General features: G+C 71.1%; 13 protein-coding genes. 8 read left to right on the top strand and 5 right to left on the bottom strand.

The window, feature by feature from the left end; genetic code table 11:
* Window positions 1-226: 226 nt before the first annotated feature.
* Window positions 227-2,323, top strand: coding sequence for a DUF7927 domain-containing protein (locus OG959_RS13120; RefSeq protein ID WP_326658357.1), 2,097 nt, complete (start codon window positions 227-229; stop codon window positions 2,321-2,323).
* A 104-nt stretch (window positions 2,324-2,427) separates the two neighbouring features.
* Here the strand turns inward: OG959_RS13120 and OG959_RS13115 are convergent, their stop codons facing one another.
* The 4 genes from OG959_RS13115 to OG959_RS13100 form a co-directional block, all read right to left on the bottom strand.
* The gene (locus OG959_RS13115) at window positions 2,428-2,847 is read right to left on the bottom strand and encodes an SCO4983 family protein (RefSeq protein ID WP_326658356.1); all 420 of its coding nucleotides are present in this window, start codon (window positions 2,845-2,847) and stop codon (window positions 2,428-2,430) included.
* Between the two features lie 84 nt (window positions 2,848-2,931).
* Complete coding sequence (locus tag OG959_RS13110; protein WP_326658355.1) at window positions 2,932-4,143, bottom strand: pyridoxal phosphate-dependent aminotransferase; 1,212 nt, start codon at window positions 4,141-4,143, stop codon at window positions 2,932-2,934.
* Between the two features lie 235 nt (window positions 4,144-4,378).
* Window positions 4,379-5,212 carry an arylamine N-acetyltransferase family protein gene (locus OG959_RS13105; protein WP_326658354.1) on the bottom strand — a complete coding sequence of 278 codons (834 nt, stop codon included), beginning with the start codon at window positions 5,210-5,212 and terminating at the stop codon, window positions 4,379-4,381.
* 89 nt (window positions 5,213-5,301) lie between these two features.
* On the bottom strand, window positions 5,302-5,514 hold the full coding sequence (locus OG959_RS13100) for a DUF4287 domain-containing protein (protein WP_326658353.1): 213 nt from the start codon (window positions 5,512-5,514) through the stop codon (window positions 5,302-5,304).
* An 84-nt stretch (window positions 5,515-5,598) separates the two neighbouring features.
* Between OG959_RS13100 and OG959_RS13095 the strand changes: the two genes are divergently transcribed.
* The 7 genes from OG959_RS13095 to OG959_RS13065 all read left to right on the top strand — a co-directional run bounded on the left by OG959_RS13095 (window position 5,599) and on the right by OG959_RS13065 (window position 11,969).
* Window positions 5,599-6,279, top strand: coding sequence for a class I SAM-dependent methyltransferase (locus tag OG959_RS13095; protein WP_326658352.1), 681 nt, complete (start codon window positions 5,599-5,601; stop codon window positions 6,277-6,279).
* Window positions 6,279-7,190: a DUF3626 domain-containing protein gene (locus OG959_RS13090; RefSeq protein WP_326658351.1), complete on the top strand. Its 912-nt coding sequence runs from the start codon at window positions 6,279-6,281 to the stop codon at window positions 7,188-7,190. Before OG959_RS13095 ends, OG959_RS13090 begins: the two co-directional genes overlap by 1 nt.
* A gap of 30 nt (window positions 7,191-7,220) precedes the next feature.
* On the top strand, window positions 7,221-8,090 hold the full coding sequence (locus OG959_RS13085) for an AraC family transcriptional regulator (protein ID WP_326658350.1): 870 nt from the start codon (window positions 7,221-7,223) through the stop codon (window positions 8,088-8,090).
* Window positions 8,091-8,283: 193 nt separating this feature from the next.
* A complete protein-coding gene (locus OG959_RS13080; protein ID WP_326658348.1) occupies window positions 8,284-9,120 on the top strand; it encodes a CPBP family intramembrane glutamic endopeptidase in 837 nt (278 codons plus the stop codon).
* Entirely contained in the window at window positions 9,117-10,271 is a 1,155-nt protein-coding gene (locus OG959_RS13075; RefSeq protein ID WP_326658347.1) for a sensor histidine kinase, read from the top strand. The genes OG959_RS13080 and OG959_RS13075 overlap by 4 nt, the downstream gene beginning before the upstream one ends.
* Window positions 10,268-10,927 carry a response regulator transcription factor gene (locus tag OG959_RS13070; RefSeq protein ID WP_326658346.1) on the top strand — a complete coding sequence of 220 codons (660 nt, stop codon included), beginning with the start codon at window positions 10,268-10,270 and terminating at the stop codon, window positions 10,925-10,927. The genes OG959_RS13075 and OG959_RS13070 overlap by 4 nt, the downstream gene beginning before the upstream one ends.
* Before the next feature lie 115 nt (window positions 10,928-11,042).
* Window positions 11,043-11,969 (top strand): S1 family peptidase, encoded by a 927-nt coding sequence (locus tag OG959_RS13065; RefSeq protein WP_326658345.1) that lies wholly within the window; start codon window positions 11,043-11,045, stop codon window positions 11,967-11,969.
* Between the two features lie 60 nt (window positions 11,970-12,029).
* Here OG959_RS13065 and OG959_RS13060 read toward each other — a convergent pair whose 3' ends face one another.
* On the bottom strand, window positions 12,030-12,878 hold the full coding sequence (locus tag OG959_RS13060) for a DUF1206 domain-containing protein (RefSeq protein ID WP_326658344.1): 849 nt from the start codon (window positions 12,876-12,878) through the stop codon (window positions 12,030-12,032).
* Window positions 12,879-12,886: the final 8 nt, after the last annotated feature.

Genomic DNA, 12,886 nt, shown 5'->3' with positions numbered 1-12,886 from the left:
CGCCCTGACCTGTGGGGTCAACGGCCCGCCGCGGTAGGGACGTGCACGAACACGGCCCTGGCCCCCGGGACCGGCATGCGGTTCCGGGGGCCGCTCCCGTTTCCGGCCGCGAACTGTTCGTAGTCGACCCTGAGGCGGGCACTCGGGGGCCGCCATTCGGCCGCCGCTGCGGCGTGTCGGCGGCGTGCGCACCCGGGCTCCTGTGCGCCATTTTTACCGTGATGTCATGAAAAGATATGAACGTCTGCGGCGCGCTCCGGTGCTCGCTGCCACGGCGTCCGCCGGAACGGCCCTGGGCCTGCTCCTGACCGCGGCGCCGACCGCCGCAGCACCCCCTGCTCCGCGGGTGGGCGAGTCGGTGCTGCTCGACGAGACCTTCACCGGCACCTCGGTGTCCGACCCCGGCTTCGTACCCCTGGACAACGCCTGTCTGACCGGCGCCTCGGCGGAACCGGCGGCCGGCGAGTCGCAGGTCGGACCGTGTGACGACCCCGACACCCAGACGACCCCGCCCGTGCCCACCCCGGGCGAGACGCCCGGCTGGCTCCAGCTCACCGACCACGACTACTACCGGGTCGGCGGGATGCTCTACAACCGGCCGCTGCCGGGCAACGGTGGCCTCGACGTCACCTTCGAGCAGTACCAGTACGGCACCAACGACTCCGGTGCCGATGGCATCGGCTTCTTCCTGGTGGACGGGTCGGTGGACCTGACCGAGGCGGGTGCGGACGGCGGCTCGCTCGGCTACGCCCAGCGCAATCTGGATCCGGGAGTCGACGGCGGGTACCTCGGCGTCGGTCTCGACGCCTACGGCAACTTCGCCAACGACGCGGAACTTCGCGGCAACGGCTGCCCCGACTCCCAGCAGTCACCGGTCACCAGCGAACTCCCGGTGACGAACACCGTCACCCTGCGCGGCCCGGGGCAGGGCGACGACGGCTACTGCTACCTCGACTCCACCATCGCGCCCGACGACACACAGGGCTCGGGCTTCGTCTCCACGCTGCCCGGCAGCCTCCGGTACCAGGGCACCGACCCGCTGCCGGCCAAGCGCACCGTGCACATCACGGTCAGCCCGGACACCCGGCCGACCGTGGCCGTCGAGATCGACTTCGACGACGGCGCCGGTTTCCGGCCCGTGCTGTCGACGCAGATGACGGCCGACGCGCCGGCCACGTACAAGTTCGGCTTCTCCGGATCCACCGGAGGAAGCATCGACACCCACCTGATCCGGGCGCTCCAGGCGAGCTCCGTCACCACCCTTGACCAGCTGAACCTGGTCAAGACGGTCGCGCCCCCGGACAACGCGGCGACTGAGCCGTTCGAGGTCGGCGACACGGTGCACTACGAGTTCCTGGTCACCAACACCGGGACATCGGAGCTCACCGACGTCGAAGTCGTCGATCCGTCCGTGACCGATGTGACCTGCCCGCGCGACACCCTCGGGCCGATGGGGTCGAGCACCTCGTCCATGGTGTGCGAGGGCACCCATGTCCTGACCGAGGCCGACGTCACCGATGACACCTTCACCAACACGGCCACGGCCCAGGGCGAACACGACGGCGACGACGTGACCTCGAACGAGTCCTCCGCCTCCGTGCCCGTCAAGGAGATGGACCAGTCGCTGGAGATCTCCAAGAGCGCGGATCCGCAGACCGCCGAACAGGGCGACACGGTCACCTACACCGTCACCGCCACCAACACGGGTGAGACCACGTTGAGCCCGGCCCACCTCACCGACGACCTGTCCGGCGTGCTCGACGACGCCGCGCTCACCGCCGGCCCGACCGCGGACACCGGCACGGCGGAGGTCACGGGCAACACGCTCGACTGGTCCGGGGAGCTGGCACCCGGCGACACCGCGACGATCACCTACACCGTCACGGTCGACGACCCCGACACCGGCGACGCGACGCTGCGCAACGCCGTGACCTCGGACACCCCGGGTGCGCGCTGTGCGACGGAGGACGCGCCGGAGCTTCCCTGCGAGGTGGAGGTGCCGGTCACCATCCCGAGCCCGAGCCCCACACCGACGCCGACGTGGACGCATTCGCCGCGTCCGACGCCGACGTGGACGCATTCGCCGCGTCCGACGCCGACGTGGACGCACTCGCCCCGTCCGACCCCGACTCCCACCCGGACGCACTCCGACGGTCCGACCTGGAGTCCGGGACCGCACCCCACGCACGACGGGACTCACGGCGGGCCGGGTGACCTCGCCGATACCGGCAGTACCACCGTGGGGATCGGCATCGCGGCAGCGCTGTTGCTGCTGGCCGGCTTCGCCATGGTCCGCTTCAGGACCACGCGCGGCAGGCACTGACATACGGATATACGCGCGCGGCCGGTCCCGCATCACCTGCGGAACCGGCCGTGCACGGAGTGGCACCCGGTCCACGCGCCTCTACGGCACGTGGACCGGGGCCGTCAGAGGGCGCCGACCAGCCGCGACGGGGTGGCGGGGGATTCGGCGGGGGCAGCGGCCCGGATCGCTGCGGTGTGGGCGTCCATACGTTCGGCCGAGAGGATCGCGACCACCGTGTCGGCGCGGGACGCCGCCACCACCAGGGCCCGGCCCGCGAGGGCGTGGGCGCGGCGGTGGAGGGTGGTCGCGGACGCGTCGCTCAGCCCGGCGTGCCGGGCCGGCGGTGCGCCGCGCAAGCGGGCGACCTGTTCGGCGATGCGGTCGCCCGCTTCGCCCAGCCCCAGCTCGTCGGTGACCGCGAGCAGGGCGGCCAGGTGTCCGGCGAGCTGGATGTCCAGCTCCTCCTCGCGGGTGCGGTGCGGGAAGTCGTCGGCATGGTCGGCCGGTGTGTGGACCGATTTGGTGCGGATCGGTTCGTACATGGATGGCCTCCTGGTGGTGCTGTGGGGACCATCCTAGCTTGGATTCAGTCTAAAGTTGTCCATGTTCGATTGACTGTTCGCGGGTCACACCTGCCCGTATCCGTCCAGGAAGCGGGCGATCCGGCCGATCGCGTCCGTCAGGTCCTTCGTCGACGGCAGCGTCACGACCCGGAAGTGATCCGGATCGGGCCAGTTGAACCCCGTCCCCTGTACCACCATGATCTTCTCGGCCCGCAGCAGGTCGAGGACCATCTGCCGGTCGTCCTTGATCTTGTAGACCTTGGGGTCGAGCCGGGGGAAGAGATACAGAGCCCCCTTCGGCTTTACGCAGGTCACGCCCGGAATCTGCGTCAGCAGGTCGTACGCCACGTCCCGCTGCTCCAGGATCCGGCCGCCCGGCAGCACCAGTTCGTTGATCGACTGCCGGCCGCCGAGCGCGGTGGCCACGGCGTGCTGCGAGGGCATGTTGGCGCACAGCCGCATGTTGGCCAGGATCGTCAGCCCCTCGATGTACGAGGAGGCGTGCGCCTTCGGCCCGCACACCGCCATCCAGCCGGAGCGGTAACCGGCCACGCGGTAGTTCTTGGACAGCCCGTTGAAGGTGAGCACCATCAGATCGGGCGCGATCGCCGCCGTCGGCGTGTGCGTCGCGCCGTCGTACAGGATCCGGTCGTAGATCTCGTCGGAGCAGACCACCAGATTGTGCCGCCGGGCGATCTCCGTCAGCCCGCGCAGCATCTCGTCGTCGTAGACGGCGCCCGTCGGGTTGTTCGGATTGATGATCACCATCGCCTTGGTGCGGTCGGTGATCTTCCGTTCGATGTCGGCCAGGTCCGGCATCCAGTCCGACTGCTCGTCGCACCGGTAGTGCACGGCCGTGCCGCCCGCCAGCGAGACGGACGCGGTCCACAGCGGATAGTCCGGTGCCGGTACGAGCACCTCGTCGCCGTCGTCGAGCAGCGCCTGCATCGACATCTGGATCAGCTCGGAGACGCCGTTGCCCAGATAGACGTCCTCGACGTCGAGGTCGATCCCCTTGGTCTGGTAGTGCTGCATCACCGCGCGCCGCGCGGACAGCAGCCCCTTCGCGTCGCCGTAGCCGTGCGCCCCGGACAGGTTGCGCAGGATGTCTTCGAGGATCTCGGGCGGGCACTCGAAACCGAACGCGGCGGGGTTGCCGGTGTTCAGCTTGAGGATGCGGTGACCTGCTGCTTCCAGCCGCATCGCCTCTTCGAGCACGGGGCCCCGGATTTCGTAACAGACGTTGGCGAGCTTCGTGGACTGGATGACCTGCATGTCTGCGAGCTTACGACTGTGTTTCGCGGGCTGCCCGGCCTTTCCCCGCCCATTGACCCACCCGGGTCCGTCCACCCGCCGCCCCGGCTTCCATCGCCATGTGCCCGCGCCCGCGGGCCGTGGAACCCCGGGCGCGGGCCGGGCCGGGGCTTGGAATGGGGTGGAACGGGGACGTGACGGACCGGGCCGGGTGACATGCGCCACGGCGCGCCGCGGTCGGTCTCCGCCGCCCGGGTCACTCCGGCAGCCGGGCGCCCTCCGGCAACCGGATCCCGAACGTGTCCGCGAGGACGCGCACCGCCTCCGCGGTGCCGGCCAGCTCCCGCTCCTCACGCCTGCCGTCGGCGGCGGTCACCACGAGCGTGCGGCCGGTGAGCGACAGGTGGGCTTCGGGAGTGGTGCGCTGCACGTACAGCAGGTGCTCGAAGGGGGAGCGCGGGTTGGTCGCGATGTGCCAGTTGATGACCTCGAAGTCAGGCGCCTCGAACGGCTCCACCGTGAAGGCGTACTGCCCCTGCCACGCCCCTTCGGCCGTCTCCGTCCGGAGCTCCCACAGCTCCAGCGGCCCGTCGTGCGGGGTGCGGACGAGCCGGTGGTGGCGCGGGGTGTCGTACAGCTCGGCTCCGGCGACCAGGGGGATCGGCTCCAGCAGCGAGCCCGCGGCCCCGAAGCCGACATCGGCGAGATAGGGCGTCGCCTCACCCGGCACCCCGACCCGCATCAGCATGTGCGTCCGCGGCCGGACGTCACCGGGGCCGGCGCCCAGCAGGACGCGGGCGCACAGCAACGTGACCTCGAAGCCGAGGGCCCTCAGGGCGGCGGCGAGCAGTGTGTTCTGCTCGTAGCAGTAGCCGCCGCGCTCACTGTGTACGAGCTTCGCCTCCAGGTCGGCGAGCGCGAGCGAGGGCACGGTACCGAGGACGGGGTCCAGGTTCTCGAACGGGATGTTCAGCGCGTGCGCACGGTGCACGGAGCGCAGCACGGCGAGGGTGGGCCCGCGCTCCCCGCTCCAGCCGATGCGCGCGAGGTAGGCGTCGAGATCGAGAGCGGGGGCGTGGTCGGAAGTCATGCTCCGACGGTACGCAGCCGGGGCGGCCGGACGCCTCCTTCTGAAGCCGGGACGTCCTGGTCCTCAGGTCCTGGTCCCGTAGGCCGCGTCTACTTGTCCTTGTCCTCGGCGAGGGTGTGGGCGACCAGGGCGTTGGCATGGCCGTGCCCCATCCCGTGCTCGGACTTGAGCCAGCCCACGATCTCCATGTGCTTGGTCAGCGGCGAGGCGCGGATGAGCTCCTTCCACTCCGCGACCGGACGGCCGTACTTCTGCTCGATCGACGGGAAATAGCTCGCGGGGCCCTGCACTGCATCGGTCATGACGGAAGTCTTGCAGCCTGGTCTGACAACCGCTCCCTGTAACTCGCATGACGGGCCGGACGCCCCCGTCGTAGGGTCCCGGCCATGGACTGGCAGGTGTGGCACGACGCGTACGATTCCCCCGATTCATGGCTGGCACGGCGGCTGCGCGCCGTCCAGGACCGGATCCAGTACGCCCTGGACACCGCGCCGCCCGGCCCGCTGCGGGCGGTCAGCGTGTGCGCAGGTCAGGGGCGCGACCTCGTCGAGGTGCTGGCGAACCACCCCCGGCGCGACGACGTCCGGGCCCGGCTGGTGGAACTCGACCCCGGAAACGCGTCATACGCACGGGAGTCGGCCGACCGGGCAGGTCTGTCGCAGGTGGAGGTGGTGACGGGCGACGCCTCCCTCACCGACCACTACCTCGACCTGGCACCGGCCGATCTCGTGCTGCTCTGCGGCGTGTTCGGCAATGTCGTCGACGCCGACATCGAGCGCACCGTCGACACCTGCACCCGGTTGTGCCGGACCGGCGGCACGGTCGTCTGGACGCGTAACCGCCACGCACCCGACCGGGTGCCGCTGGTCTGCGACTGGTTCGAGGGGCGCGGCTTCGAGCGGCTGTGGCTGTCGGAGCCGGACGCGGGCTTCGGCGTCGGCGCGCACCGCTTCACGGGCGGGACGGGCGAGGAAGGCGAACTGCGCGCTGGGCAGCGGATGTTCGACTTCGTCGGCTACGACGTACTCAAGACGGCGAAGGCGCACCGCCGGTCCACGGGGTCCTGATGCCGCGCACCGGCCCGGCCCCGTCTCCACGGGCGCGGGCCGTGAGCCATGTCGCCTCCCTGTCGTCGGGAAGGCCGCTCGACACCGCTCTGCGGCTGACGCTGAACCTCCACCCCGACCGTGAGACGGCGGGACGGCCGGTTCTGGACGCGCTGGCGCGGGACGGCGTCTACCGCTCGCAGTTCGTGACGGGCACCAGCAACGGTGGCCTCACGGCTCATCCGGGCGGCGACCGGTGGCGCTGGGAGAGCCGGATCTTCAACGGCGCCTACGACGGGGTGCCGGGCGAACAGCGCCCGGTTTACGGGGCGTTGAACTTCCGGGGCTCCGGCGTCGGGGCAGCACCCAGATTCGGCTCGGCGCACCTCAGGCTCACCGCCGAGGCCCTGCCGCGCACCACCTTCTGCTACCCGGACAGTGCCGCCGAGCCGACCGACTTCGGCGTCGCGGCCGGGATGCACCTGATCGAACTGGCCGAGTCCGATGACCGGGACGCGCTGGACGACTACGTCGAGGCCCAGATCCACGGCCCGGTCCTGCTCGACCGGCACGTCGAGGCTCTCGTTCTCGACCCCTGCTACCGGGGCACCCCGGTGGAGGCGGCGGCCCGCGCCCTGCCGTTCCGTACCGAATGGCACGCCGGATTCCGGCTGACCGTCGAGGAGCTGCGCCGGCACGGCGACTACCGGGGCGAGGAGTTCGTCGTCCTCGGGGCGGCCATCGCCCAGGACGGCGTTCTCGACCCGCGGATCATCGGTGACGCGGCCCGCACCGGCCGCCACGACCTCCAGTCCCTGAAGAGGGTCTGGCACTGTCTGGCACGCTTCGGCGCCCCGGCGGACCCGCCCCGCCGACGCACCCGACAGGACCGGGCACAGGATGTCGGGTGGGGCAGGGTGGTCCTTTCCTAGCGTGGTGGACGTCAAAGGAAGGAGGCCCGGGTGCTGGAGCGGCTGAACGAGGCCATGGAGTACGTCGAGCACCGCCTCGACGGCCACATCGACGTCGCCGAGGCGGCCAGGATCGCGATGACCTCGGAGTACCACCTGCGGCGGATGTTCTCCGCGCTCGCCGGGATACCGCTGTCGGAGTACATCCGGCGCAGGCGGCTCACGGTCGCGGGCGCCGAGGTGCTGGCCGGGGACCGGACGCTGCTGGATGTCGCGGTGCGGTACGGCTACGCCTCGGGTGAGGCGTTCGCCCGGGCGTTCCGGGCCGTGCACGGTGTCGGTCCGGGTGAGGCCAGGCGTACCGGAGCCGCGCTGCGGTCCCAGCCCCGGATGTCCTTCCGCCTCGTCGTCGAAGGGACCAGCAGCATGCGATACCGGATCGTGGAGAAGGAGGAGTTCCGTGTGGTGGGCAGGAAGGCACGCGTCCCGCTGGTGCACGAGGGGGTGAATCCGGCCATCGCCACCTTCATCCGGAGCCTCGCCAAGGAGACCGTGGAACGCATCAAGAGCCTGTCCGACCAGGAGCCGGAGGGCATCGTCCAGGTCAGCGACGATCTCGCCGACAGCCGGGCGGAGGGCACCGAACTGGACTACTACCACGGGGTGGTGAGCTCGGCGCCCGTCCCCGAGGACATGGACGCGCTTCCCGTGGCGGCGGGCACCTGGGCCGTCTTCGACAGCTCGGGCGCCTTCCCTCAGGCGCTCCAGTACCTGTGGCGCGACGTCTTCACGGAGTGGTTCCCGTCCAATCCGTACCGCAGCCGTCCCGGGCCGGAGATCCTGCGTGTGCACGTCTCGCCCGACGGGGCGCGGGCGGACGCGCAGCTGTGGATTCCGGTGGAGCGGGTCACGGCGGCCTGAGGGGCCCGGTGCCGGTGACGTCGGCCGAACGGCCTGCGGTTCGGGTGGTGTTGGCCGCGCCCCGGGCCGCAGGCCGTCCCCCGTGCGAGCTACACGCAGGTGTCCACCGTGCGGTGACGACTCCCGTGCCCCGGATCCGTAGCGTCGAAGCGAAGCCGCGGCGCACCGTCCGCGGGTCCCCTGAGGAGTTCTCATGAGAGTGGTATGGCAGCTTGGCGCCGTCGCCGCGGTCGCGATGATCGGCGGTCAGTGCGTTGCCGCGGTGGACGGAAATCCGTGGCTCACGCTGGTTCTCGGCCTTCTGACGGCGGTGCTCGCCGTACCCGTCTACCGGTGGGTGGTGGGCCGGACCGAGCGCCGCCCGGTCACCGAGCTGTCCCGGGAGGGCGCGGGGGCGGGTGTCGGCCGTGGCGTGCTGATCGGCGTCGCGCTGTTCGGGGCCGTCATCGCGAACATCGCCCTCCTCGGCCACTACGAGGTCGACGGACTGGGCACCGTACCGGGTGCGATCGGACTGATCGGCTTCATGGCCGCCGCCGCCGTGACGGAGGAACTGCTGTTCCGCGGCGTGCTGTTCCGGCTCGTCGAGGAGCGCGCGGGCACCTGGATCGCGTTGGCGCTGACGGGTGCGCTGTTCGGCCTGGCACACCTGTTCAACCCGGATGCCGACCTCTGGGGCGCCGTCGCCATCGCGATCGAGGCCGGCGGCATGCTCGCCGCCGCGTACGCGGCCACCCGCACGTTGTGGCTGCCCATCGGTGTGCACTTCGGGTGGAACTTCGCCGCGTCCGGCATCTTCAGTACGGAGGTCTCGGGCAACGACACCCAGCAGGGGCTGCTGGACGCCGTGACCTCGGGCCCGAAACTGATCACCGGCGGCGCCTTCGGTCCCGAAGGCAGCGTGTACTCGGTGGTGTTCGGCATGGTGATGACCGCCGCGTTCATGTGGCTGGCCCACCGGCGCGGCCATGTGGTCCCCCGTCGCCGGCGGGCCGTCCGGAGCGGGAACACCACTACAGTTCCCCGGTGACCAGTCCTTGGCGCCTTCCCGAGCAGTGGCGCCGGCTCGACGTCGCCCTGCGCGATCTCCCGCTCGGGCTGCTTTTCCTCGTGGCGTCGCTCGTGCCGGTGCTCCACAGCCGCGGGACGCAGTTCGGCGGGATGCCGACGCACTCCTTCGACGGTCCGGCCGTAGTGGTCCTGGCCCTCGAATGCCTCCCGCTCGCCGTGCGGCGCCGGTGGCCGGTGGTCTGTGTCGCGCTGGTGTCACTCGGCTTCGCCGCGGACCAGGTCCGCGGCTACCACCTGGTCGCGGGCGCCGCGCTGCCCATCGCCCTGCTGAGTGCGGGATCGTATCTGGAACGGCACCGGCGGGCCGTCGTGCTTCTGCTCTCCGCGGCGTACGTACCGCTGTCGCTCGTGCTCCTCAGGTTCGGGCCGGGCGAACCGCCCATCGAGTTCGTGACGTTCTACCTGATGCTGGCCTTCGCCTGGGGTGCCGGGGCCTGGCTGCGATCCACCCGCAGGGCGGAGGCCGAACGCCGCAGCCGCGTCGCCGAGGACACGCGCGCCGCCGAGCGCACCCGCATCGCCCGGGAGCTCCACGACGTCGTGACCCATCACGTCACGGCGATGGTCGTACAGGCCGAGGCGGCCCGCTATCTGACCGCCGCGCCCGAACGCCTCGACCAGACCCTGGCCACCGTCACCGACACCGGCCGGCGGGCCATCACCGACCTGCGGCATCTGCTGGACCTCCTCAACCCCGATCACAGCGCCGAGGCCAGAAAACCGACCGTCGGCCGGCTGCTCCCGCTGGTGGAACAGACCCGCCGGGCCGGGCAGACCGTGGAGTTCACCGAGGAGGGCACCCCGGCGGAGTCGACGGGAAGCGCCGACCTCGTGGCGTACCGGGTCGTGCAGGAGTCACTGACGAACGCCCTCAAATACGCTCAGGGAAGCCTCACTTCGGTCCATGTGCGGCACAGCGAAAGGGAGATATCCGTGGAGGTCAGCACCGACGGTCCGGGCGCGCGGGCCCGGGTCCCGGGCGGCAGCGGGCGGGGCCTCGCCGGCCTGCGCGAGCGGGTCGACCTCCTGGGCGGCGAGTTCAGCGCCGGCCCGCGGACGGGCGGCGGCTTCGTCGTACGGGCCCGCATACCCGCGGGGAGCTCCGCATGAGCGCGCCGATCCGGGTCCTGGTCTGCGACGACCAGATCCTGGTCCGCACCGGGCTGGCCACGATCATCGACGCCCAGCCCGACCTCGAAGTGGCGGGCGAGTGCGGGGACGGGCGGACCGCGGTCGAGCTGGCCGGCCGGCTGCGCCCGGACGTCGTGGTGATGGACATCCGGATGCCCGTGCTCGACGGCATCGAGGCCACCCGGCTGCTGGCCGGTGCCGGGGTGCCGCATCCCGCCAAGGTGCTCGTGGTGACCACCTTCAACCTGGACGAGTACGTCTACGAGGCACTGCGCGCCGGGGCGAGCGGCTTTCTGCTCAAGGACGCGCCGCCGGCCCACCTGCTGCACGGAATCCGCACCGTGCAGTCGGGCGCCGCCCTGCTGGACCCGGAGGTGACACGCCGGCTCGTGGGCCGGTACGCCGCCCGGATCCGGCCGACCGGCGGCACCCCGGACGACGTTCCGCTGACCCCGCGCGAACTGGAGGTCCTGCGCCTCATCGCGGACGGCTTCTCCAACAGCGAGATCGCGGTGACCCTCCTGATCAGTCCGGAGACCGTCAAGACCTTCGTGTCACGCATCCTCGCCAAACTCGGGCTCCGCGACCGCGTCCAGGCAGTCGTCTACGCCTACCGGCAGGGTCTGGTGACCTGAATTCGCCCCTTGTGGGGCTCCCCTCAGTGCGCCACCATGCGCATGTCAAAACCGGAAGAACTTCGGTCGCAGAGGCTTCCCACGCTCTGCGCAGGTCACTTGAGGGGACCCCCACATGAAAAAGCCTCTCGTCGGTGCGCTCTTCGCGGTGCTGCTCCTCGGAGCCGGCACCGCGCCCGCGGCAGCGGCCACAAGCCACGACGCGGCAGTGCCCAGCACGGTCAAGGCGGCATCGGCCGCCGCGAGCCGCACCGCGGCGGACGCGGCGTCATCCGGCCACGCGGCCGTCCGGGCGAAGGTCAGGCCCAAGGCCGTCAACTTCGCCGGGACCGTGGCGCTCAGCAACTGCTCGGGATCGGTCGTGCGCACGCCCGGATCCCAGGCGGGCGACCCCGCGCTCGTGCTCTCCAACGGGCACTGCATGGAGTCCGGATTCCCGGGCCCGGGCGAGGTCGTGTTCAACCAGCCGTCCACCCGCAGCTTCACCCTGCTCAACGCCTCGGGCAGCGGCGTCGGAACCGTCCGGGCGAGCAAGATCGCGTACGGGACGATGACGGACACCGACATCTCGGTGTACCAACTCACCTCCACGTACGCCCAGATCGAGAGCACCTACGGCATCAAGGCGCTGGAGCTCAACACGGCGCACCCGGTGCAGGGCACCGCGATCACCGTCGTGTCCGGGTACTGGAAGCGCACGTACAGCTGCAACGTCGACGGGTTCGTCTACCGCCTCAAGGAGGGGGAGTGGACCTGGAAGGACTCGGTCCGCTACACCTCCGCCTGCCAGACCATCGGCGGTACGTCCGGCTCGCCGGTGATCGACAACGCCACCGGCAAGGTCGTCGCCGTCAACAACACCGGTAACGAGGACGGGCAGGAGTGCACGGACAACAACCCGTGCGAGGTCGACGAGAACGGGCAGGTGACGGTCCGCGAGGGCATCAACTACGCCCAGGAGACCTACGGCATCGTGCCGTGCATCGGCACCGGCAACGTCTTCGACCTCGACCGTGAAGGGTGTGCGCTCCCCAAGCCGTGACGCGGACGGTGGGCAGGGGCGGGGCGGTTCGTCCTCCCGCCCCTGCCCACCGGCCCGGGGTCAGATCCTGCGCCGGCGGGCGTTCGCCCAGGAGAACAGGCCGAACGCCATCAGGCCCACGGCGATCAGGGCCAGCAGCCAGGGACCGGCCGGGGTCGTGGCGAAGGACCGCAGGGTGTCGTCCATCCCCTTGGCCTCGCCCGAGCGGGCCTTCACCGCCGCGGCCACGGCGAAGCCGCCCGCGACCGCGAAGACGAGCCCTCGCGACACACCGCCGAAGACCCCGGTGATGTCCACGGCGCGCCGCTCCGCGGGCGACATCTCGCCCATCCGCAGATGCTTGTGGAACTTACGGAGTGCCGCCCGGCCGGCAATCCACAGGCCGGCGCCGGCGATGACCGCGCCGGCCGCCCCCACCAGCCAGCGCCCGCCCGACATCCCGAGCACCTCCGCCGTGACGTCCTTCGACTGCGAGTCGCCGGAACCGCTGCCGCTGCCCCGGTCGCCCGCCGCGAACATCAGGACCGAGTACGACACGAAGGCGTAGAAGACGGCGCGTCCCGCCGAGGCCAGGCGCTTGGTCGCCTTGCGCCCGTCCGGGCCCGCGGCCCCGAACGCCGCCTCGGACAGCCGCCACAGGGCCATGCCGGCCAGGGCGACCCCCAGGACCCACAGCAGGACCGAACCGAAGGGCTTCTGCGCGATCTCCGCGAGCGCCCCACCGCGGTCCGCCTGCTTCTCGCCGCTCCCGCCCCCGCCGAACGCGATACGCAGCGCGAGGACGCCGACCAGGACATAGATCACTCCGCGGGCGACGAATCCCGCCCGGCCGCCTGCCTCGACGGCCGAACTGTCACCCGCCCGTCTTGCCTTTCCGTGACTTCTCCGGGCTGTCGCAGAGATATTCATGTCCAGCC

This window comes from Streptomyces sp. NBC_00385 (assembly GCF_035917155.1).
Lineage (GTDB): Bacteria > Actinomycetota > Actinomycetes > Streptomycetales > Streptomycetaceae > Streptomyces > Streptomyces poriferorum.
The sequence above is the reverse complement of the archived record's forward strand: the minus strand, read 5'-3'. Positions and strand labels throughout refer to the sequence as shown.